The organism is Halobacterium sp. R2-5 (genome assembly GCF_011734195.1).
GTDB lineage: Archaea > Halobacteriota > Halobacteria > Halobacteriales > Halobacteriaceae > Halobacterium.
The window spans coordinates 609,949-632,203 of sequence record NZ_JAANTH010000002.1 but is presented as its reverse complement, the minus strand read 5'-3'; the positions used below and the strand labels follow the sequence as shown (position 1 = coordinate 632,203).

Here is a 22,255-nt window from a genome sequence, read left to right as displayed (position 1 = left end):
AACAGAACTACTCCGAGTCCCGCTCGAACGCGCCGGCGACCAGCAGCGGGAGGACGAGCGTGGCTTCGGCTTCGATCTGCGTGTAGTTGGTCTCGGAGTCGTCCTTGATCTTCCCCCAGGAGACGGCTTCCTCGGGCGGAGCGCCCGACAGCGAGCCGTCGCCCTCCATGCCGGTGGAGACGTAGACGGCGTACTCGGCGCCGCCGCGGAAGAGGTTCGTCATGATGGCGTGGTGCTTGGGGACGCCGTCGCCGACCGCGATGAGCCCCGTCGTATCCGCGAGCAGGCCTTCCTCGATGAGGGTGTCGTAGTCGTCGACGATCTCGATGCCGACCTCGGAGTCGTAGCCCTGCCGGTAGTAGTAGAGGAAGTTCCCGATCTCGGCGTCCGTGAGCGCCGGACAGAACACGGGGACGTCCTGGTCGGCGGCGTTCTTCAGGATGGAGTCCTCGTCGTCGAGAGTCTCGCCGAGCTCCTTCGCGAACTCCGTGGGCGTGCGGACCTTCTCCTCGGCGAAGAAGTCGTCGAAGAAGTCGTAGAGGTACTCTTCGAGCCAGACGTAGCGGTCCGAGGGCACGAAGATGTTGCCGAGGCGGTTGATACCCTCCTCGCGGAGCGCGGCCTCGTCGGCGTCCCACTCGCCCATCTTGAACGGTTTCGCGGTCTTGATGACGTCCTCGGTGAGCGACCCCGACGTGGTGATGATGACGTCGACGTGGCCCTCGCGGACGAGGTACGCGAGCACCTCCCGCAGCCCCGAGGAGACGATGTTCGACGTAAACGTCAGGTAGACGGTGGCGTCGTCGTCCTGCATGTCGCGGACGATGTCGACGCCCTCTGCGAGGTGAGTCGCCTGGAAGCCGGTGGTCGCGTACGCGTCCAGCATCTCGAAGAAGTCGAAGTCGCCGCGGAAGTCGTAGCCGCGGACGTCCGCGGTGTCCAGTTCGCCGTCGGACCCCGGGAGGACGTTCTCGCGGGTGTCGTCGTCGGTCATGCTCCCGCGTAGTGGGCGCGGCGATTTGAACGTCCCGACATCCGACGACCCGCAGTTCGACGCTCGCGGACGCGCTACTCGTCGTCAGTCTCGCGGTACACCCAGACGGCACCGCCACTACCGTCGTGCCTATCCCGCTGCTCGACGCCGGGCAGCGACGCGAGGTGCTCTGCGACGAACGCCCACCACTCCTCGGCAGAATCGTAGCCGGCGTCGTGGTCGGGGAAGACCGCCTCCCGGAGTTCGGCGGCCTCGACTTCGCCCTCACGCGAGAGGTGGTCGAACGCCGCGCGGACCGCTCCGCGCTCGTCGCCATCGACAGGGAGCGCTTCGAGCGCGTACTTCGCGCTGCTGTGTTGCCCCTCGGAGCCGAGCATCAGCCTGCCGTCCTCGCCCTGCTGGGCGACGACCGGCGTGCCGTCGTAGCGCCACGTTTCCGCCCCGGAACCGGGCGCCTCGACGGGCGGCAGCTCGGCCAACCGTCCCGCGACGAACCCCCACCACGCCTCGCTGTCGTCGAAGTCCGCGGGGCTCTCCGTGTGGACGGCGTCCACGATCTCCCGCCCGGAGGCCTCGCCCCAGTAGCGGAGGAACGCGAACGCGTCGCGGACGGCGTCCGCGCGGTCCGGGCGCAGATCGAGGGCCTCGATTTCGGCGTCGACGTCGTCGGGCGTGTCGATGCGGTTGTCGCGGACGCCCGCGGGGGAGGCGGCGAGGACCCGCTCGCCGCCGTCCGTGAGCGCGAACCCGCCCTCGACGCGCTCCACCAGTCCGTTGTCCGCGAGGCGAGAGAGCCGGTCCTGGAGGTCCTCGGCGCTCGCGTTCGCGGTGTCCGCCAGCGACTCGGCGTCCGCCGGGCCGTCGTGGAGCGCCTCCAGAATCACGCGGTCGCGGTCGTCGAGCGTGTTGTTCGCCATACGACAGAGACGCGCTTCACGCCCTTCACGATGACTGCCGAACTGGCTACTCGCCCGCGACGAAGTACACCTCCTGCTCCCGCTCTCCCTGCGCCCACGTGAGTCGGTACTCGCCGTCCGGTTCCCCGTCGCCGACCGAGTCGTCGCCGGGCGCTTTCCCGTTCTCGTGGGTTATCTCCCACGAGACCGTCTCCCTGGCGGGAATCTCTCGCGCGAGGCCCGCGACGGGCGCGTGCGCCCCCCGAATCTCGACGGCGTTCACGCCGCCGACGAACCACGTGTCGCGCTCGCTGTCGTTAGTCACCGTGAATCCGAGCGTGGACGTACCCGCGGGCTGTTCCTCGGGCGCGTCCCAATCCAGGGACAACGACGGCGACGGCGCTTCGAGGCGCTCGCGGACCAGCTCAGCAACGCTCCACTCGTCGCCACCGAGCGCGAGCGCGGCGTCGCCGGCGTCCCCGGTCTCCGGGAGCTCGAAGACGAGCCAGCCGGCCCCGCGGGCGGCGGTGTAGCGGTCGTCGCCCTCGCTGTCCCGCCAGAGCGTGCCCGACGTGTCGACGCCCGGCGGGTAGCTATCGCCGTCGAACCGGAACTCGAACGCGGACCGCTCTGGCGCGTCGCCGTCCGCCACCGCCACGTGGAAGAACGCGTACTGGGAGCCGTCCGGTCGGACGCCTACGGAGTCGACGCCGAGCACGACGACGTTCGGCTGGAGGCGCTCGAACGCCGCGGAGACGCCCGCGTCGTACGTGGTCTGCGACGTCGTCGATTCCGTCGGCTCTGCGGTGGTCGAGTCGGTCGTCGGCGCTCCGGTCGCCGGCTCGCCGCCGCCGGAGTCGCCGAGACAGCCGGCGAGCCCGCCGCCGAGGAGGGTCGCACTCGAAGCGAGGAGGGCGCGTCGTCGCATACCCGGGCTTCCACCGGGTCCGGTAAGTACCTTCTCCACACACAGACGCGCGCAGACGCCTACCAGTCGGCGTCGGCGTGCTCGCGCACTCGCTCGATCGCCTCGTGCTCGCGGTCGCCGCCGCAGGTGTGCGCGACCTCCTCGAAGAACCGCAGGCGCTCGCGCAGCGCCTCCGTGTCGTAGGCCTCGACGTCCAGCCGCGAGGCCGCGACGGTCGCCTCCACGACCGCGTTGAAGCCGCGATTTATCGCGGCGGGCGACTCCCGGACGACCTCGGTCTCGACCGGGTGGAGTTCCCAGTGCTCGCGGCGCGTTCCGCCCGACTCGTCCGTGTCGACGTGCTCGGTGTCGACTTCCGCCCACGCGTCCGCCGCGTCGAGCACGGGGTCGGCCTCCTCGCGAATCGAGAGCGCGGCGTCTACGAACACCACGGGGTCGCGCACGAACTGGACGTACCCGCCGCCCTCGCGGTGGAGGTTCCGGCGCGTCCGCGTGTTCCCCCACGTCGTCGCCGTCGCGGGATTTCCTCCATCCGGTGCCCGCAGGCCCAATGCAGCGACGTTCCAGAGGTCGTTCGGTCCGCGGGTCGTCACGACCGTCTCGGTCGTCCCGCGCAGTGCGACCGGCCACTCAGTCATCCACCGCCACCCCGCGTTCGAGCGCGACGAACAGCGCGGCGGCGGTGAGGTCCGCGGTCGTTCCGGGGTTGACGCCGCGCTCCGCGAGGTCGTCGGCGAACGCCGCGACTTCCTCGCGGTCCGCCGCTTGCAGGCCGAGCGCGCGCTCCTGGAGTTCCTCGGCGACGGCCTCGCCGTGCTCGGTGACGACGAGCGTGTCCGGCTCCTCGGCGAGCAGTTCGAGGAACGCCGACGCCGCGCGGTCCGCGACCGGCCCGCGAGCGGCTTCGATGCGGGCGGCCGCGCGGAACACTCGCGGGAAGCCCTCGACCCACTCGGCCGCGTTCGCGTCGCGGTCGGCGCTCAGTTCCAGCACGTCGCGCAGCGTGAGGTCGCGCTCGCGGAGCGCGGAGACTGCGTCCGCGCCGCGGCGCACGTCCAGCGCGTCGGCGCCCGCGGGTGGGTCCGGGACGGCGACGTCCGTGTGCTCGAACGCGCGGTAGAACGCCGCGGCGTCCTCGACGGTCGTCGCCTCGACGACGTCGCTGACGCCCTCCGGCGAGAGGTCGTTTCGTGCCGCGGCGCGCACGAGCGGCGTCAGCAAGAGCAGGCAGCCGAACTGCGTGTTCGTCCCCGAGGCGTCGGCCATCCCAGCGACGGCCGTCTCGAACGCCTCGCCGACGGGGCCGTTCGCGGCGGCTTCGAGGCCCTCGCGGGCGCCGACCGCGCCAGCGAGGAACTGCTCGAAGCGGAGGTCGTCGAGGTCGCGCTCGCGGTCGACGTTCCCGGGCTTCGGCGTGCCCGCGACCTCCAGCAGCAGCGCGAGTTCGGCGTGCTCGGCGGGCGTCACAGGAACCACTCCTTGACCGCGGCGTACACCGACCGGACCCGCTCGGGGTCGCGGCTCGGCCGCCCGACGCTGACCGCGTCCGCGCCGTACGCGAAGTACTCGAAGACGTCCTCGCGGCCCCGCACGCCGTTGTTCGCGACGACGAACAGGTCGGTGGCCGCCGCGACGTCGCGGACGACGCGCCGCGAGTCCATCGCGTCGACGTGAATCGCGTCCGCGCCGGCGCGCTCGATCGCCTTCGCGAGCGTCGGCAGGTGGACGCCCGCGACTTCCGCGCGCACCTTCACGGAGACCGGCGCGCCCGCGTCGCTCGCGGTCTCGACCTGCTCGCAGACCCGGCCGGTGTCCCGAAGGAGCGTCTCGCCGGCGCCGGCGGCGCACATCTCGTCCTGCCGGCAGTGCGCGTTCACCTCCAGTATCGCGTCGTGGTCCGCACAGACTGCGGCAGCCTCGCGAAGCGGGTCGAGGTCGACCGCGCGGACGTTCACGCCCGCGCGCAGGAACTGGTCGTCGAGCTCCGTGAGCTCGTCGTCGACGAACGCGACCGGGTCGTCGGGCAGGAACTCTCTGCGGTCGCGGCCCGCCATCTCGCGGGCGGCCTCGCGGGTCGGCTCGTCGACGGCGATGCCGCCGAGGAACGCCCCGCCGGCGGGCCGAGCGCAGGCTCTCGCCCACTCGGCGTCGGACTCGCCGCTGAGACTCGCGAGCGCGACGCGCGGCGCGAACATCACGCCACCTCCGCGCTCGCGCACTCGATAGCCCGCCGGCACGCGCGAGCGACGCGCTCGGCGTCCGCGTCGCCGCTCATCTCGGTGTCCGTGCGCACGACCGGCCTGTCGAGATTCGTGCCGTCCTCGTCGTCGAGGACGAACGCGTCGGCGAACGGGTAGGCGTCCGCGACGCCCGCCGTCGACGCCTCGTAGCCGACTGCCTCCATCAGTTTCGCGGCGGGCCCGGAGAACACCTCGTCCTCCACGAACGGCGAGACGGCGACCACGGTCGCGTCGGCGAGCGCCTCGCGGACGCCGTCGAGCGCGAGCATCGGGCCGATGCTCGTCACGGGGTTCGACGGCCCGACGACGGCGGGGCCGTCCCGGAGCGCGTCGAGCGCGGCGTCGCTCGGTTCGGCGTCCTCGGCGCCGCGGAACTCCACGTCCTCGACCGTCGGTTCGCCGTCCTCCGCGACCCAGAACTCCTGGAAGTGGAGGGGGCCGTCGGGCGTGTGGACGATGGTCGCGACCGGGTCCTCGCTCATCGGCACGACGTCTTCCGTGACGTCGAAGGCGTCCGCGAGCGTGCGCGTGACCGCCGTGAGCGAGTCGCCCTCGTCGAGGAGGCTGGTGCGGAGGACGTGGACCGCGCGGTCGCGGTCGCCGATGAACATGAACTCCGAGGCCGCGGAGAAGCGCCGCCAGCGCGCGAGGTCGCGACCCGCGGTCTGGCGGTCGTCGGGGAGGTAGCGCGGGCCGGTCTCGATACCCGCTGCCGCCGAGAGGTCGGTGAGGTAGTCGTGGGTCGTCGCGTCGTCGCCGTCGATACCCCACCACGTCTCGCGGTCGAGCACGCCGCCGGCCTCGAAGAGCACGGTGTCGACGTCGGGGCAGACGAGCAGGCCGCCGAGCTCCACGTCGTCGCCCGTGTTCGCGACGACCGTGGCGTCGGCGGGGTCGAAGACCTCGCGGCCGCCCGCGAGGAGCTTGGGGGTGCCGGTCCCCCCGGCGAGGAACGTCGTCATGACTGGTCGTGGGTCCGCAGTCCGGTAAACGCTTGCGTCACCGGTCGAGAATCAGGCCGAAGTGTTCTCGCGCGCGTCGTCGAGCCACGCCGGCTGCTCGACGGTTGTGGAGCCGACCTCGGCGTAGCGCTGGTCGACGCCGAGGCTCACGTTGCCCTGCTCGGTCGACACGGACAGCGAGTACGCGAACCGCTTCACGAGGCCGTCGTCGGTGACGTACACCTGCGCGTCGATGGCCGTGACGTTGTCCGCGTCGATCTGGGAGAAGCCGGGCGCGGAGTCGTTGAGGTCCTCGACGCCGGACGCCTCGTAGACGTGCGTCTCGGTGCCGTCGACGGACTCAGTGCCGGTGTGCGAGAGCGAGAACGCGTCGACGAACGACGCGATCTGGCTGCCCGCTAACTGGGAGGTGTTCGGGGTCTGCTGGGGGACCGAGTACTGGGTCTCGCCCGACGCCACGGAGAGCTTCCGGAACGCCGTGTCGTTGCCGTAGCCGTACTCCTCGACGCTCCGGCCCTGTGCCTCCTGGCGGGAGAAGTACTCGCCGGACTCGAGGTCCACGGCCGTCGTGGAGTTCACGACGAACGACTGCTCGCCCTGTGTCTGGTTCGACGTCGAGACGAGCGTGAACGTGCCCGCGTCCCGAACGACGGCCTCGTGGTTCTCCGCGACCGTCTGCCCGTCGAGCGGTGACTCGTACACCGGACTCGCGTCGCCACCCGTCGTGCCCGTGGTCTCCGCCGCGGTCGTCGTCGCTCCGCCGTCCCCGCCGGCCGAACAGCCGGCGAAGACGAGCAGCGCCGCGACGGCGATGGCCGCAATCTGTTTTCGCATGGTTTCGGGTTCGGCGAGGAAGGTGAAAACCCCACCGAAGAGCACACCGCCCGCGGAGTCGGGTGACGGGCCGTATCCCGCCGGTCCCCGGGTTTTTAGGCGAGAACGGCGAACCCTCGATAAATGACGACCATCAAGGACAGCGTCCACGACCACATCGAGGTCGCGGGCGTCGCCGCCGACCTGCTGGACACCCCGCCCGTCCAGCGGCTCCGCCGCATCAAGCAGCTGGGCACCGTCGCGCTCGTCTACCCCTCCGCGAACCACACGCGCTTCGAGCACTCGCTGGGCGTCTACCACCTCGCCGACCGCGCGCTCGACCACCTCGACGTCGCCGGCCCGAACGCCGAGCGCGTGCGAGCCGCCGCAATCCTCCACGACGTCGGCCACAGCCCGTTCAGCCACAACGTCGAGGATGTCGTCTCCCGCCGCACCGGCAAGGAGCACGACGACGTCGACGAGCTCGTCACCGAAGGCGAGGTCGCCCGCGTCCTCGGAGAGTACGGCGTCGACCCCGAGGAGGTCGCCGCGCTGATCCGCGGCGACGGTGAGCTCGCGCAGCTCGTCGCCGGCGAGCTGGACGTCGACCGCATGGACTACCTCGTACGGGACGCCCACCACACCGGCGTCCCCTACGGCACCATCGACCACGGCCGGCTCGTGCGCGGGCTGACGTTCATCGACGGCGACCTCGTGCTCGACGAGGGGAACGTCCAGACCGCCGAGTCCCTGCTGCTGGCGCGCGCGCTGATGAATCCGACTGTCTACAGCCACCACGTCGCCCGCATCAGCAAGTCGATGCTCCGGCGCGGCACGGAGACGCTGCTGGACACCACCAGCATCGACGCCGAAGCCCTCCGGCGAATGGACGACCACGAGCTCTCGGTGGCGCTGCGCACCCACGACGCGAGCCGCGAGTTCGGCCGCCGGCTCGCCGACCGCGACCTCTACAAGCGCGCCGTCTGGGCGGAGATGGGCGACGTCCCCGACCGCCTCCTCGACGCCGACCACGGCGAGATCCGGGAGTTCGAGCGCGAGGTCGCGGCGAGCGCCGACGTCGACCCGGACGCCGTCATCGTCGACGTCCCCGGGAAGCCGTCGATGCGGGAGTCCACGACCGGCGTGCTCGTCGGCGGCGAGGTCCGGCGCCTCGACGAGCAGTCGACGCTCGTGCGCGCGCTCCAGGTCGCCCAGCGCGAGCAGTGGCGCCTCGGGGTCTACGCGCCCGACGAGCACGTCGAAGCCGTCGGGCAGGCGGCCGAGCGCGTGCTCGGCCTCGAGGTCGACGGCGCGCTCGTCAGCGACGTGAACACGCCCGGGCGGTACGCGTCGCTGGCGGAGTTCGAGTAGCGTGCTCGACCAGCGGGAGAGCACGTTGTGGCGAGCGCGGAGCGCAGCGATGCGCGAGCGATGTCGTAACCGCGCGCGTCGAGTAACCTTCACGGTGCCGCGGGCGCACCACCCGGTATGGAACTCTCCGGAACCGTCCTCTGGGGCGAGGACTTCGAGCCCGTGGAGGGCACGCTCGTCGTCGAGGGCGGGGAAGTCGTCCGACTCGACGAGGAGCTCACCGACTCCGAGGACATCGTGTTGCCGGCGTTCGTGAACGCGCACACGCACCTCGGCGACTCCATCGCGAAGGAGGCGGGCCGCGGGCTCACGCTCGAAGAGCTCGTCGCGCCGCCGGACGGCCTGAAACACCGGCTGCTGCGCGAGGCGAGCCGCGAGGACCTCGTCGCGGGGATGCGCCGCAGCCTCCGGTTCATGCACCAGACCGGGACCACCGTCACGCTGGAGTTCCGCGAGGGCGGCGTCGAGGGCGTGCACGCGCTCCGCGAGGCCGCCGACGGCGTCGACGTCGACCCGTTCGTCTTCGGCCGCGAGACCGCGGACGTCCTCGACGCCGCTGACGGGTTCGGCGCGAGCGGCGCGGCCGACGGCGAGTTCGGCCGCGAGCGCAACGCCGCGCGGGACGCCGGCAAGCCGTTCGCCATCCACGCCGGCGAGGTCGACGCCCGGGACATCAACCCCGCTCTCGACCTCGACCCCGACCTGCTCGTGCACATGGTTCACGCCGAGGGCCTGCATCTCGACCGCGTCGAGGACAACGGCATCCCGGTCGCGGTCTGCCCGCGGTCGAACCTCGTGACGGACGTCGGCACGCCGCCGGTGCGGCAGCTGCTCGACCGCACGACGGTGGCGCTCGGGACGGACAACGTGATGACGAACAGCCCGTCGATGTTCCGCGAGATGGCGTTCGCGTCGAAGTGCTTCGACGTCTCCGCGCCGGAGGTGCTGCGGATGGCGACTCGCGCGGGCGCCGAGGTGATCGGCGGCAACTACGGCGTCGTCGAGGCCGGCCGCGAAGCCCGCCTGCTCGTGCTGGACGGCGACTCGGACAACCTCGCGGGCGTCCGCGACCCCGTCCGGGCGGTCGTGCGCCGCGCCGGCGCCAGCGACGTGAAACGCGTCGTCACTCCGTAGTCCGTCGCTTTCTGCCTGCCGGGAACCCTCCCCGAAAGTTAAGCCCTCCCCCCGACAACTGCTAGCACACATGGGCCGCTACGAGCGCATCCTCGTGCCGACCGACGGCAGCGAGGAGACACGGCAGGCGGTCGAGCACGCCATCGACCTCGCCACCGAACACGACGCGACCGTCCACGCGCTGTACGTCGTCAACTCCGCGAGCTTCTCCGGGCTCCCCATGGAGTCCTCGTGGGAGAGCGTCGCCGCGATGATGAACGAGGAGGGCGCCACCGCCCTCGACGAGGTCGAGGAGCTTGCCGTCGAGGCCGGCGTCCCGATCGAGCGCGCGCTCGTCGACGGCAGCCCGAGCCGCGAAATCGTCCGGTACGCCGAGGACGAGGACTGCGACCTCGTCGTGATGGGGACGCACGGCCGCGGCGGCATCGACCGGCTGCTGCTCGGCAGCGTCACGGAGAAGGTCGTGCGGTCGTCGTCGGTACCGGTGCTGACGGTGCGCGTCGAGACCAGTTAGGCCCCGTCGACGGGCCGGAGGTGCTGGCAGTCGCCGGCGTGGACGACGCGTCTCGCGTCCCCGGTGTCGACGACGAGCGCGCCGTGCTCGGTCACGTCGACGGCGTCGCCGACGACGTCGCCGTCCGCGGTTTCGACGCGCACGCGCTCGCCGAGCGTGGCCGCGCGCTCCCGCCACGCGTCGAGGACGGCGTCGGGGTCGGCGCGGAGCGCGTCGAACCGTTCGAGCGCGCGCTGGACGAACGCCCGGCGGTCGGCGTCGCCGCCCTCCGCGCGAACGCTCGTCGCGTCCCCCACGAGTTCGCCCGGATTCACGTCCACGTTCACGCCGACGCCGACGACGACCCAGGAGACGCGGCTGGCCTCGCCCTCCATCTCCGTGAGCACGCCCGCGAGCTTGTCGCCGCCGCGCTCGGTGCCCTCGCGGGGGACGACGCAGTCGTTCGGCCACTTGATGGCGGCGTCCACGCCCGCCTCGCGGGCGGCGTCTGTCACGGCGACGGCGGCGGCGAGCGTCACCAGCGGCACGCGCGCGGGTGGCAGCTCCGGCCGGAGCACGAGGCTCATCCAGACGCCGCCGGACGGCGACGACCACTCGCGGCCGCGCCGCCCGCGTCCGCCCGTCTGGCGGTCAGCGAGCACCACGACGTCGCTGGCGCCGTCGGCCGCGAGTTCACGCGCGCGGTCGTTCGTGCTCGGGAGCGCGTCGTGGTACTCCACGTCGAACGGCGCGTCCAGCCCGAATTCGACGGCTTCCGCGCCGTAGTCGGGGACGCCCGCGAGCGCGTACCCGTCTGGTTCGCTGTCGACGTCGAAGCCGGCGTCGCGGAGCGCCTCGACGTGCTTCCAGACCGCGGTCCGCGAGATGCCGAGGGTCTCGGCGAGCACTGGCCCCGCCACGGGGCCGTCCGCGAGCGCGTCCAGGACCGCGCGGCGCGTCTCGTTCATCGCCGCCGACTACCCGCCGCGGCGTCAAAAGCCTCGCCATTCTCGGGAAACACTGAAAACCCGGGCTTACGTCGCTGGAAACGGCCGCTTCGGTCTCGCGCCACCACCGCGGGAATTTACACTGACCTAATTACTAATATTTTATCTCTGTTATTTTCAAATAGATTGAATATGTCACCGTGAAATGGTATCGATAGACGATGACAGACAGCAAGTTCACGCAGTTCCTCGAGGAGAACCCGCGGATGATCGGCGTGCTGTTCAGCCTGATGGTGTTCCTGTCGACGACGGGCGCCGCGGCGGCAGCACACGGAACCACGACGAGCGGCCCCTAGTCGAGTTCGTTCTGCAGTAGTTCGTCGCTCCACGTGAGTTCGCCGTCGAACAGCACGGGGACCACGCCACGGTTGAAGAACTCGCGCAGGTCGCTCGCCGTGACGTCGAACGTGTCGATGACGCCGGAGTTCAGGTACTGCTTGGTGTTCTCCTTGATGTGGGGGAAGTACAGCGACCCGATGGACGACCGGGGCGTCGGGTAGCCCCGTATCGTGAACTCGTAGCCGTCCGCGGTCTCCGTGAGTTCGGTCGCGACCGGCGTCCCGTCCTTGCTCTGCACTAGCTGGAGCGTGCCGTCGCCGATGGTGATGTACTTGCTGCCGAACAGCGTCACGTTCCGCGCGACGGACAGCCCCGCCTGCAGCGTGAAACCGCTGTTCAGTAGGCGAGCGAGCGCGCGTCCGATGCGGACCGCGGGGTCGTTGCTGATGTTCGCGAGCGTGACGATGCCGCCGTAGCTCCCGCGCTCGACGAGCGCGTCGCCCTGCTCGTAGGACTTGCAGGCGTTCAGCAGGAACGCGTCGACGTTGACTTCCTCCAGCGTCCGCGCGTCGAACATGCCGTCCGAACACTGGAACCCGCCTCTGTCGACGTGGCCGATGTAGTGCAGGAAGTCCGTGTCACTCCGGAGGACGTCCGCGAACTCCTCGCCGGTTAGGTCGTAGTGGACGGTGATGTCGAACTCGAAGATGTCTCGGGTCCCGTAGAACTGCTCGACGATGTCCTCCTCGTTCATCTCGTCTTCGTTGCAGACGATGTCGATGCTGATGGAACCCTGTTCGCGGGCCGGCCGCTCTAGCCGCCGGCGGTACGACTCCACGCGGGTCTTGGTCGCGCCGAGCGGGAACCCCTCTGCGACCCACGTGTGCTCGATGGCGTCGGTCTCCTCGGGCTTGACGACGTTCGACCAGTCCGTCGGCGACGCCGCCTCCGGGGAGCTCCGGACCGTCTGGCCGTCCGCCCGGTAGAACTCCGTCAACTCCTCCGGTTCCTCGTGGACGGTCGGCTCCTCGTCGTCCTGCGGGATGCGGACGGTCGCGAGCTCGTTCGCGACGAACGGCACCGCCTCGACGTGGTCGGGGTCGGCCTCGATGTCCGCGGTGAGCTTCCACTGCGGGACGTGGGGCATCGTGACCTCGTAGGGGACGTCGAGGTACGCGCGGAGCCGCTCCGCGGACGACGCGTCGTAGACCACCGCGGGGTCGAACGAGAGCGCGTCTTCGACCGCCTCACGCTCGTGGAGGTCGACCTGGTAGAACCCCTCGGTCCGCGTCACGCAGTCGAGGAAGAACACGTGCTTGAGGAGTTTCGACACCTCCGCCTCGAAGCCCCGTTCGGTGTCGAGGCCGTACCGGTGTCCGTCCACGTCGAGGACGCGCTCCTCGCCCGGCCTGATGTCCGCGCCGAGGTAGTACGCCAGCGAACTCACCCGGAAGAGGTCACCGTAGTCGCGCGGAATCTCGATAGTGACGTCGGTGTCGGGACGTTCGAACGCGTCGGGCGCGTCGAAGGTGTCGCCGCGCTCGACGAGCGGCGGGTGACCGCGGAGTGTCGGGAACGACCGCTCGGGCGACGTGGTTTTGAGCGCCGAGCTGCTGAGCGCGACGGCGTGCATCGCGTCCTCGATGCTGTCGCCGATGGTTATCGAGCCGGCAGGCGACTCGTGGTGTGACCGCACACCCAACTGGAACGTGGCCACTCCGCCGAAGTCGACGTGCGTCGTGTTCTCCGAGCGGCGAACCGAGAACCCGCTCTCGACCACGAGCTGGAGTTTCATCGGTCCGAGCGGCAAGTCCAGCGAGTACCACTTCGACGGATGTTCGGTGTGCTGCTGGTTCACCGACTCCCCGACCATCGTCCCGGTGTCGTCCCACAGGAAGACGTTCACCAGTCGGGGGATTTCGAGTTCGCCGGCGGTGACAGTGACGGCGCTGTCGACCGGCAGGACGAACTGCTCCGTGTCCGCCTCGACGGGGTCGACGACGCGGTCGGTGTACAGTTCGAACTGCGCGTTCTCGATGGGGTCGCGCACGAGGAGGCCGTCCGGGTCGACCAGCGGCGTGAACTCCGGTCTCATCGCTGCATCCGTCTCCGACGCGGCGAGCCCCGCGGCAGCCTCGCTGCGAACACTCGCAGCGAGCGGACGCCGTGTGCTCGCGGACGAGTCGTGTCGCTGGCGGGAGTAGTGTTTGCCATGACAGTAGTGGGGCGTCGCGGTAGTCGACAGTCGCAGCCAGGACGGTTAACCGGACCGGTGGCGCGTTCCGAGGCGGACGCCGGCGGCGCGAGCGCCCGGCGCCGCTCCCGATAGTCCCGTGATACGTCAACGAGCGCTCGCGGCTCGTCGCACGACGACGCCGCCACGTCAGTCATCGTGTCACACAGGGTTACCACCGGCAATAAAAATTCGGGCGCCTAGTCGAGCACCACGAGCACGTCGCCCATGTCGACGCTGTCGCCTTCCTCGACGGCGACCTGAGTGACGGTGCCGCCGCGGGAGGCGACCACGTCGTTCTCCATCTTCATCGCCTCCAGCACCACGAGCACGTCGCCGGGCTCGACCTCGTCGCCCTCGTCGACGTCGACGGAGAGAATCGTCCCCTGCATCTCGGACTCGACGGTCTCCCCGCTGCCCTCGACGGCCGTCCCGGCGTCGTCGTCCCGCCCGCCCGCCGGCTGCGGGGGCTGGCCGCCGCTCCCGGCGTCGCCGCCGGTCGCGAGCTTCGCGGCGCCGCGCTCCTCGAGGTTGACCTCGAAGCGCTTGCCGTTGACCTCGACGGTGAAGTCCCGCTCGACGACGTCCTCGTCGCCGTCGCCGCCCGCGGGCTCCGTGCCCCACCGCTCCTGGGCCTCGTCGATGCGCTCGGGGTCGAGGTGCTCGTCGAGGTACTTCGTCGTGTGCGTGCCGCCGACGAACGCGTCGTCGGTGAGCATCAGCCGGTGGAACGGCACGATGGTCGGGATGCCCTCGATGTCGTACTCGGCGAGCGCGCGCTGCGAGCGCGCGATGGTCTCCTCGCGGTCGCTGCCGTGGACGACGAGCTTCGCGACCATCGAGTCGTAGTCGGTGACGAGGTCGTCGCCCTGCCGGAGCGCGTCGTCGACGCGCACGCCGATACCGCCCGGCGGGTCGTACGTCTCGAGCTGGCCGCCCGTCGCGGGCGCGAACTCGTCTGCTGCGTTCTCCGCGTTGATGCGGTACTCGATGGCGTGCCCGTCGAGTTCGACGTCGTCCTGCGCGAAGTCCAGTTCCTCGCCGGCGGCGACCCGGAGCTGGTACTTCACGATATCGATGCCCGTCAGCTCCTCCGTGACGGTGTGCTCGACCTGAATCCGGGTGTTCACTTCGAGGAAGTAGAAGTCCGCGTCCTCGCCGAGCAGCTCGCCGGCCTCCCGGTCGGGGTCGTCCTCCACGAGGAACTCGAACGTGCCAGCGTTCGTGTAGCCGGCGGCGTCGGCGCCGCGGCGTGCGGCCTCCCCGATTCGCTCCCGGAGGTCGTCGGTGAGCGCGGGGCTCGGACCCTCCTCGACGACCTTCTGGTGGCGGCGCTGCAGCGAGCAGTCACGTTCGCCGAGGTGCCGGACGTTCCCGTGCTCGTCGCCGACGATCTGGACTTCGATGTGGCGGGGGTTCTCCAGGTAGCGCTCCAGGTAGACGTTGGCGTTGTCGAAGTACGCCTCGCCCTCGCGCTGGGCGGACTCGAACTGCTCCTCGGCCTCCTCGGCGCTGCGCACGATTTTCATCCCGCGGCCGCCGCCGCCGCCCTCCGCCTTGATGGCGACGGGGTAGCCGTGCTCGTCGCCGAACGCCGTGACCTCGTCGACGGACTCCGCGGGCTCGGTGGTCCCGGGGACGATGGGGACGTCGGCGTCCCGCATCGTCTGGCGGGCCTTCGTCTTCTCGCCGAGCTGCTCCATCGCGGCCGCCGACGGCCCCACCCACATGACGCCGTCGGTGTCCTCGACCTTCCCGGCGAACTCGGCGTTCTCCGCGAGGAAACCGTAGCCCGGATGGATGGCGTCGGCGTCCGCCTGCTGGGCGGCGTCGATGATGGCCTCGTGATCGAGGTACGAGTCGGCGGCGCGTGCGGGCCCGACGTTGTACGCCTCGTCGGCGTACCGGACGTGACCCGAGTGCTTGTCGGCGTCGCTGTAGACCGCGACTGTCTCGATACCGAGCTCCTCGCACGCCCGCATCACGCGGACGGCGATTTCGCCGCGGTTCGCGACGAGGACCTTCTCGAACATCTCTGACAATCCGTTCTATGGACGCCCTACTCATAGCTTCGGTTCGAACCCGCTCGTTCGTTCGGAGACGAAACGAGCGGGTTCGAATCCGTTACCGTGTGCCCCACTCGGTCGACAAACGGTCAGACTCGGAGCATCGAGCGCGTCGCTCAGAACCGGTCGCGGCGGCCCGCGGCGGCCCACGCGTCCGTCGGCGCGCCGTCCGGGACGCGGCGCCCGTGGCCGTCGAGGCCGGCGATGCGGCCGGCGAACGCCCACTTCTTCCCGTCCCACGTCTCCTCGTCGTCGCCGTCGGGGGCCTCGGCTTCGAGGCGCGCGAGGTGCGCGCTCACCGCGGCCGCGATGGCGGCGGCTTCCTCGTCGGTCGCGTCGTCGGGAATCGAGATGTCGGGGTCGGTCACGGCCATCACAGCGGGATGTTCCCGTGTTTCTTCTCGGGGGTGTCCTCGCGCTTGCTCGCGAGCATCTCCAGGTCCTGAATCAGGCGCGGCCGGGTCTCTGTCGGCTCGATGACGGCGTCGAGGTAGCCGCGGTCGGCGGCCGTGTACGGGTTCGCGAACTCCTCGCGGTACTCGTCGATGAGCTGCTCGCGGAGCTCGTCCGGATTTTCGGCGTCCGCGAGCTCCTCGCGGTAGAGGACGTTGACGGCGCCCTTCGGCCCCATCACGGCGATTTCGGCGGTCGGCCACGCGTAGTTGACGTCCGCGCCGAGGTGCTTGGAGGCCATCACGTCGTAGGCGCCGCCGTACGCCTTCCGCGTGATGACCGTCAGCAGCGGCACGCTCGCCTCGGAGTACGCGTACAGCAGCTTCGCTCCGTGGCGGATGATGCCGTTGTGCTCCTGGTCGGTCCCCGGCATGAACCCGGGGACGTCGACGAACGTGACGATGGGGACGTTGAAGGAGTCGCAGAAGCGCACGAACCGGCTGGCCTTCTCGGAGGCCTCGATGTCGAGGGTGCCCGCGCTCACGCGGGGCTGGTTGGCGACCACGCCCACCGAGCGGCCGTCGAGGCGCGCGAACCCGACGACCATGTTCTTCGCGTAGTTCTCCTGGACCTCGAAGAAGGAGTTCTCGTCGACGACGCTGTCCACGACGTCGGTCATGTCGTAGGGCTTGCGGGGCTCGTCGGGGACGATGCTCTCGAGGGCGTCGTCGCGGCGCTCGGGGTCGTCGTAGGGCTCCACGCGGGGCGGGTCCTCGACGTTGTTCTGCGGGAGGTAGGAGAGCAGGCGCTTGATGTTGTCGAGGGCCTCCTCCTCGCTGTCGCAGGCGAAGTGCGCGACCCCGGATTCGGAAGAGTGGGTGGTCGCGCCGCCGAGCTCCTCGAAGCCGACCTCCTCGCCGGTGACCGTCTCGATGACGTCCGGCCCCGTGATGAACATGTGGCTGGTGTCTTTCACCATGAAGATGAAGTCCGTGATGGCGGGCGAGTACACCGCGCCGCCCGCGCACGGCCCCATGATGGCCGAAATCTGGGGGACGACGCCGCTGGCCTTCTCGTTGCGCGTGAAGATCTCCGCGAACCCGCCCAGCGAGTCGACGCCCTCCTGGATGCGGGCGCCCGCGGAGTCGTTCAGGCCGACGACGGGCGCGCCCACCTCCATGGCCTTGTCCATGACCTTGCAGACTTTCTCGGCGAACACCTCGCCGAGGCTGCCGCCGAAGACGGTGAAGTCGTGGGCGAACACGAAGACGGTGCGGCCGTTGACCTCGCCGTAGCCCGTCACGACGCCGTCGCCGGGGAGCTGTTTCTCCTCCATCCCGAAGTTGTGGCTGCGGTGGGTGCGCAGCTGGTCGAACTCGTTGAAGGTGCCGTCGTCGAGGAAGTAGTCGATGCGCTCCCGGGCGGTCATCTTCCCCTTCTCGTGCTGGGACTCGATGCGGTCCTCGCCGCCGCCGAGGAGTGCACGCTCGGTCTTCTCGCGCAGTTCCTCGATGCGCTCTTCCATCGTCATCTGATTGTGCGTGGTTTCCGCGACCTGCGGCAAAAGGATTCCGAGACGACGAGCCACCAGCGAGCCGCGCTGTCCCTACAGCACGGACTGGGACCGGCGCAGCCCGAGGAAGGAGGCGACGGCGAGCGCGGCGGTGACGAGGAGGAACACCTGCGTCTGGTCGACGGTGACGCCGAGCAGCGACAGCGGCGCGACGGCGACACCGAGCGCGTCGGCGAGCCCGGAGACGAACGTGAAGATGAGGAACACGGGGATGGCGACGCCGACGGCGTACAGCCACGGCGTCGACAGCGAGCGCGTCAGCGACCCGGCGCCGCGGCCGAGCTCCTCGGTCGCGGTCGTGCCGAGCACCCAGCCGGCGAACAGCAGGAAGCCGACCAGCCCGCCGGTCAGCAGGAGGTCGACGACCGGCCCGGCGACGACGCCGAAGATGTCGGCGTCGAGCGCGCAGACGCTGCCGGTGACGGCGAACAGGCCGACGAGGCCGCCGACCGCCGCGCGCCGCGAGACGCCGTACTCGTCGACGAGGAAGGAGACCGGAATCTCCAGCATCGAGATCGACGATGACAGCGCGGCGAGCAGCACGACGCCGAAGAAGACGACGCCGACGACCCGGCCGTACGGGAGCGCTTCGAGAGCGCCCGCGAGGCTGACGAACAGCGCGCCGGGGCCGCCGCCGCCCGCGCCCGCGCCGAGCGCGAACAGGATGGGGAAGACGGCGACGCCCGCGAGCACGCCGACGAGCGTGTTGAGCACCGCGATGGCGGCGCCGTCGGCGGCCAGCGAGCGGTCCTCGCCGAGGTAGGACGCGTACGTGAGCATCGTCCCGGCGCCCAGCGACAGCGTGAACAGCGCCTGGCCCGCGGCCGCGGGGAGGATGTCCAGGAAGTTCGCTTGCAGGTACGCGACGTCCGGCGAGAGGAAGAACGAGACGCCCTCGGCGGCGCCGTCGAGCGTGACGCCCCAGACGGCGAGGCCGGCCAGCAGCACGACGATGGCGGGCATCATCAGTTTCGTCGCGGTCTCGATGCCGTTGCGGACGCCCCGGTGGACGATGAACGCGGTGATGGCGAGGAAGACGAGGTGAAACGCCACCGCCTCGAGTCCGTAGTTGACGGCCTCGAAGTGCGCGCCGGGGTTGGCGAAGTACGCGCCCGTGAAGCTCTCCGCGAAGTACCGGACGATCCACCCGCCGACGACGCTGTAGAACGACAGCAACACGACGGCGGTGACGACGAAGACGTGCCCGAACGCCGACCAGTACTTCGACTCCGAGAGCTCGGAGAGCGCGCCCACGGGGTTGCGTCGGGAGCGCCGCCCGATGACGAACTCTGCCAGCAGGCCGGGGACGCCGACCAGCAGGATGATGCCGAGGTAGACGACGAGGAACGCCGCGCCGCCGTTCTCGCTCGTCATCCACGGGAACCGCCAGAGGTTCCCGAGGCCGACCGCCGAACCGACGGCCGCGAGGATGAACCCGAGCCGGGTCTGCCAGGACTCACGTGTCATTGTGAGGGCGTAGCAACCCCCCGCATTTGAGAGTTCCGTCTGAGGAACCGTCAACTCGCGATATTCGCCGCGAAAATAGCCTGATAGACCGTTATAGAACTTCGATTTCGGGGCGAACTCCGGCCCCGAGTGAGGATTCCTAGGCGAGGATGATCGCGGCGTCGAGGACGCCCGCCTTCACGAGGAGGTCCTGGACGCCCAGGACGAGCGTGAGGCCGATGCCGGCCGGGATAACGAGGCGCACCCACCACAGCCACAGCGTGGTGAAGCCGTCGCCGAACGAGCTCCCGAGACCGAGCTCCTCGGTCGCGGGGCCGTACGCGATCCAGCCGACGAACAGCGAGAACAGCAGCACGACCAACGGCAGCAGCAGGCTGAACACGATGGCGTTGTACCAGCTGAGGGTGCTCGTCGACAGCGCGGTCGGCACGCCGAGCAGGAAGATGAACCCGCCGAGCGCGCCCGCGACGGTCTTGCGGCCGTAGTCGTACTTGTCGACGATGTACGACGTCGGCGTCTCCAGCAGGCTGATCGCGCTGGACAGCGCGGCGAGCAGCAGCACGACGAAGAACACGACGCCGAGAAGCTTACCGCCGGGGAGTTCGCCGAACGCGGTTGCGAGGCTGACGAACGTGGTCGGGATGCCGCCGGAGCCCGGGTCGATGCCGTTGGCGAACAGCACGGGGAAGACGACGAACCCGGCGAGCAGCGCGACGAGCGTGTTGATGACGACGATGGCGCCGCCGTCCGCGGGGAGGCTGTCGTCGCGCCCGAGGTAGGAAGCGTACGCTATCATCACGCTGAACCCGAGCGACAGCGTGAAGAACGCCTGCCCGACGGCGGACGGGATGATGGACGCGAGGTTGTCGGCGATGTAGCCGAAGTCGGGCGACAGGTAGTAGGTGTACGCCGCGCTGGCGCCGTCGAGCGTCGTCCCCCAGACGCCGAGGCCGAGGAGCAACACGACGATGGCGGGAATCATGAACTTGGTCGCGCGCTCGATGCCGTTCTCGACGCCGAACGCGACGATGCCGATGGTGATGCCCATGAAGATGGCGTGCGTGCCGACGGCCAGCGGGCTGGCGGACACGGAGCCGAAGAAGCCACCGGCGTTGCCGAAGTACGCGCCGGTGGCGCTACCGGCGATGTAGCTGAGCACCCAGCCGCCGATGACGCTGTAGAACGCGAGCGTCACCATCGAGGAGAGGACGCCCAGCGTGCCGGCGAACGACCAGCTACCGAAGCCGAGTTCGCGGAACGCCGAGATGGGGTTCTGGTTGCTGCCGCGGCCGATGACGAACTCCATCAGCATCGCCGGGAAGCCGAACAGGAAGACGATCGCGAGGTAGACGACGAGGAACGCGGCCCCGCCGTTCGACCCCGTCTGGAACGGGAACGACCAGATGTTCCCGAGCCCCACCGCCGATCCGACGGCGGCGAAGATGAAGCCGATTCTCGTGGTCCAGGTCTCTCGTTCTGCCATGGTCTACCACGCCGTACCCACGCCGCTAATTAAAAACCGTACGGTCTCCGCGTCGGTTTCCGGCGCTGAGGGTATAATGCATCAGTAGTACAACATACATCTACGTGGTAGTGATGCCTGCTAACGTACGACTTATCAGCGCGGCGCCCGCGCGACTACCACGTGCAGGTCGACCTGAGTCACCGAATCGAGACCGGGATGCAGACGTTCCCGGGCGACCCCGCGGTCGCCGTCGACGAGCACGCCACCCACGAGGAAGACGGCTTCCACGTCGACGCCGTCGCGTGCGGCAGCCACACCGGCACTCACGTGGACGCGCCGTCGCACGTGATTCCGGGCGGCAGCGACCTCGACGCGTTCCCCGTGGAGCGGTTCGCCTTCGACGCCGTGCGCGTCGACTGCCGCGACCTCGGCGCGCGCGACCCCATCCCCGAATCCCGCGTCCCCGACGCCGACGCGGGCCTCGCGGCGTTCTGGACGGGCTGGGACGCTCACTGGAACACGGACCGCTACCTCGACCACCCCTACCTCTCGCCAGAGGCGGCAGCGGCCTGCCGTCGACGCGGGTTCGACGTCGCCGTCGACGCGCTCAACCCCGACCCGACGCCGTCGCCGAACGCCCGCGACGACGAGCCGACGGGCTTCCAGGCCCACCACGCGCTGCTCGGCGACGACCTGCTGATTCTGGAGAACCTCACGAACCTCGGTCGCGTCGGCGAGCGGTTCGAACTCCGCGCGTACCCGCTCGCGCTCGCCAGCGACGGCGCCCCCGTGCGGGCGGTCGGCGTCGACCGCGAGACGTAGCGCCTCAGTCGAGCGGCCAGTGCTCGCGGTGGGCGTCGATTGCCTCGTCGACCGCGCGCTCCGCGGCCGCCGTGTTGCCGTCGATGTACGCGAACGGGTCCTCGACGCCCGTCTCGCGACCGAGCACGCCTTCGAGCACGCCGAGCGTCGCGTACGCGAGGTGGCTGAGGTGGTAGCCGCCCTCCTGCACGACGGCGAGCGAGCCGTCCGCGTGCGCCGCGGCGAACTCCCGCGCCTGCGCGCCGAGGTCCTCGAAGCCGCCCTTCGTCACCGTATTTCGGCCGAGCGGGTCCATCGTCCCCGCGTCCTGGCCCGCGCTCACGAGCAGCGCGTCCGGGCCGTAGGCCGCGAGGATGGGTTCGACGAGCGCGTCCATCGCGTAGCGGTACCCGTCGTCGCCAGTTCCCGGCGGCAGCGGCACGTTCACCGTGTAGCCGTCGCCGTCGCCCGCGCCGCGTTCCGTGAGGTCGCAGGTCTGGGGGTGGGTGTCCTCGCTCCACGTGTCGTGGTCCTCGTGGAGGCTCACGACGAGCACGTCCTCGCGCTCGTAGAAGATGTCCTGCGTGCCGTTCGCGTGGTGGACGTCCCAGTCGAGGACGGCGACGCGCTCGGCGCGGCCCGTGTCGAGCAGGTGCGCGGCGGCGACGGCGACGTTGTTGAAGAAGCAGAAGCCGTCGCTCTGCGCGCGCTGGGCGTGGTGGCCGCTCGGCCGGACGAGCGCGTACGGGACCTCCGGGAGGCCCGCGTCGACGGCGCGCTCCGCGGCCGCGACGGCGCCGCCAGCGGAGACTTTCGCGGCTCGGTACGACTCCGCGTTCCCGCCCGTTTCCGGGGTGAGCCGACCGCCGCCGGCCGCCGCCCAGTCGCGGACCTCGTCGACGTACGCGGGGTCGTGGACGCGCTCGATCTGCGCGCGCGTCGCCGGGTCGACGTCCGCCCACGTCGCGTGGTCGTCGAGTTCCGCTCGGACGATGGAGACGACGTTTCGGATGCGCTCCGGGCGGTCGGGGTGGGGCTCGCGCACCGCGAGCCGGCCCGTCCACGGCGCGTCGAACTCGCCGTCGGGCGCGACGTGTGCGAGCGCGGCGTCGTCGTAGTAGACGCGGAGCTCCGACATCG

The 22,255-nt window shown here is 70.2% G+C and carries 21 protein-coding genes; 5 read left to right on the top strand and 16 right to left on the bottom strand.

Features of this window, described 5'->3' with window-relative positions:
* Positions 1-7: 7 nt before the first annotated feature.
* The 8 genes from G9C83_RS11920 to G9C83_RS11885 form a co-directional block, all read right to left on the bottom strand.
* The gene (locus G9C83_RS11920) at positions 8-994 is read right to left on the bottom strand and encodes a deoxyhypusine synthase (protein ID WP_167246358.1); all 987 of its coding nucleotides are present in this window, start codon (positions 992-994) and stop codon (positions 8-10) included.
* Between the two features lie 74 nt (positions 995-1,068).
* A complete protein-coding gene (locus G9C83_RS11915) occupies positions 1,069-1,911 on the bottom strand; it encodes a hypothetical protein (protein WP_167246357.1) in 843 nt (280 codons plus the stop codon).
* Between the two features lie 46 nt (positions 1,912-1,957).
* The gene (locus G9C83_RS11910; protein ID WP_167246356.1) at positions 1,958-2,818 is read right to left on the bottom strand and encodes a hypothetical protein; all 861 of its coding nucleotides are present in this window, start codon (positions 2,816-2,818) and stop codon (positions 1,958-1,960) included.
* Between the two features lie 59 nt (positions 2,819-2,877).
* On the bottom strand, positions 2,878-3,456 hold the full coding sequence (locus tag G9C83_RS11905; protein WP_167246355.1) for a DUF447 domain-containing protein: 579 nt from the start codon (positions 3,454-3,456) through the stop codon (positions 2,878-2,880).
* Positions 3,449-4,285, bottom strand: a complete 837-nt coding sequence (locus G9C83_RS11900; RefSeq protein WP_167246354.1) for a triphosphoribosyl-dephospho-CoA synthase — start codon at positions 4,283-4,285, stop codon at positions 3,449-3,451. The genes G9C83_RS11905 and G9C83_RS11900 overlap by 8 nt, the downstream gene beginning before the upstream one ends.
* Entirely contained in the window at positions 4,282-5,013 is a 732-nt protein-coding gene (locus G9C83_RS11895; protein ID WP_167246353.1) for a tRNA-dihydrouridine synthase, read from the bottom strand. Before G9C83_RS11895 ends, G9C83_RS11900 begins: the two co-directional genes overlap by 4 nt.
* Complete coding sequence (gene cofD / locus G9C83_RS11890; RefSeq protein ID WP_167246352.1) at positions 5,013-6,020, bottom strand: 2-phospho-L-lactate transferase; 1,008 nt, start codon at positions 6,018-6,020, stop codon at positions 5,013-5,015. Before cofD ends, G9C83_RS11895 begins: the two co-directional genes overlap by 1 nt.
* A gap of 51 nt (positions 6,021-6,071) precedes the next feature.
* A complete protein-coding gene (locus G9C83_RS11885; protein WP_167246351.1) occupies positions 6,072-6,854 on the bottom strand; it encodes a hypothetical protein in 783 nt (260 codons plus the stop codon).
* A 123-nt stretch (positions 6,855-6,977) separates the two neighbouring features.
* On the opposite strand from G9C83_RS11885, the gene G9C83_RS11880 reads away from it, so the two are divergent.
* The 3 genes from G9C83_RS11880 to G9C83_RS11870 all read left to right on the top strand — a co-directional run bounded on the left by G9C83_RS11880 (position 6,978) and on the right by G9C83_RS11870 (position 9,852).
* Positions 6,978-8,204, top strand: a complete 1,227-nt coding sequence (locus G9C83_RS11880) for an HD domain-containing protein (protein ID WP_167246350.1) — start codon at positions 6,978-6,980, stop codon at positions 8,202-8,204.
* Positions 8,205-8,321: 117 nt separating this feature from the next.
* Positions 8,322-9,338 (top strand): amidohydrolase family protein, encoded by a 1,017-nt coding sequence (locus tag G9C83_RS11875; RefSeq protein WP_167246349.1) that lies wholly within the window; start codon positions 8,322-8,324, stop codon positions 9,336-9,338.
* A 70-nt stretch (positions 9,339-9,408) separates the two neighbouring features.
* Complete coding sequence (locus G9C83_RS11870; protein WP_167246348.1) at positions 9,409-9,852, top strand: universal stress protein; 444 nt, start codon at positions 9,409-9,411, stop codon at positions 9,850-9,852.
* On the opposite strand, the gene G9C83_RS11865 is transcribed toward G9C83_RS11870, so the two are convergent.
* Positions 9,849-10,799, bottom strand: coding sequence for a biotin--[acetyl-CoA-carboxylase] ligase (locus G9C83_RS11865; protein ID WP_167246347.1), 951 nt, complete (start codon positions 10,797-10,799; stop codon positions 9,849-9,851). The two genes, G9C83_RS11870 and G9C83_RS11865, sit on opposite strands and share 4 nt — an antisense overlap.
* 200 nt (positions 10,800-10,999) lie before the next feature.
* On the opposite strand from G9C83_RS11865, the gene G9C83_RS16180 reads away from it, so the two are divergent.
* Positions 11,000-11,134 carry a hypothetical protein gene (locus G9C83_RS16180; protein ID WP_279587170.1) on the top strand — a complete coding sequence of 45 codons (135 nt, stop codon included), beginning with the start codon at positions 11,000-11,002 and terminating at the stop codon, positions 11,132-11,134.
* Here the strand turns inward: G9C83_RS16180 and G9C83_RS11860 are convergent.
* The 6 genes from G9C83_RS11860 to G9C83_RS11835 form a co-directional block, all read right to left on the bottom strand.
* Positions 11,131-13,212 (bottom strand): hypothetical protein, encoded by a 2,082-nt coding sequence (locus G9C83_RS11860; RefSeq protein ID WP_167246346.1) that lies wholly within the window; start codon positions 13,210-13,212, stop codon positions 11,131-11,133. The genes G9C83_RS16180 and G9C83_RS11860 overlap by 4 nt on opposite strands.
* A 338-nt stretch (positions 13,213-13,550) precedes the next feature.
* Positions 13,551-15,383: an acetyl-CoA carboxylase biotin carboxylase subunit gene (locus tag G9C83_RS11855; protein WP_167246345.1), complete on the bottom strand. Its 1,833-nt coding sequence runs from the start codon at positions 15,381-15,383 to the stop codon at positions 13,551-13,553.
* A 149-nt stretch (positions 15,384-15,532) separates the two neighbouring features.
* A complete protein-coding gene (locus G9C83_RS11850; RefSeq protein WP_167246344.1) occupies positions 15,533-15,790 on the bottom strand; it encodes an acc operon protein in 258 nt (85 codons plus the stop codon).
* Positions 15,790-17,334: an acyl-CoA carboxylase subunit beta gene (locus G9C83_RS11845; protein ID WP_167247215.1), complete on the bottom strand. Its 1,545-nt coding sequence runs from the start codon at positions 17,332-17,334 to the stop codon at positions 15,790-15,792. The genes G9C83_RS11850 and G9C83_RS11845 overlap by 1 nt, the downstream gene beginning before the upstream one ends.
* Positions 17,335-17,415: 81 nt before the next feature.
* On the bottom strand, positions 17,416-18,849 hold the full coding sequence (locus G9C83_RS11840) for a sodium-dependent transporter (protein WP_167246343.1): 1,434 nt from the start codon (positions 18,847-18,849) through the stop codon (positions 17,416-17,418).
* A 139-nt stretch (positions 18,850-18,988) separates the two neighbouring features.
* Positions 18,989-20,332: a sodium-dependent transporter gene (locus G9C83_RS11835; protein ID WP_167246342.1), complete on the bottom strand. Its 1,344-nt coding sequence runs from the start codon at positions 20,330-20,332 to the stop codon at positions 18,989-18,991.
* A gap of 162 nt (positions 20,333-20,494) precedes the next feature.
* On the opposite strand from G9C83_RS11835, the gene G9C83_RS11830 reads away from it, so the two are divergent.
* The gene (locus G9C83_RS11830) at positions 20,495-21,136 is read left to right on the top strand and encodes a cyclase family protein (protein WP_167246341.1); all 642 of its coding nucleotides are present in this window, start codon (positions 20,495-20,497) and stop codon (positions 21,134-21,136) included.
* 4 nt (positions 21,137-21,140) lie between these two features.
* Here G9C83_RS11830 and G9C83_RS11825 read toward each other — a convergent pair whose 3' ends face one another.
* Positions 21,141-22,253 carry a class II histone deacetylase gene (locus tag G9C83_RS11825; protein ID WP_167247213.1) on the bottom strand — a complete coding sequence of 371 codons (1,113 nt, stop codon included), beginning with the start codon at positions 22,251-22,253 and terminating at the stop codon, positions 21,141-21,143.
* Positions 22,254-22,255 lie beyond the last annotated feature (2 nt).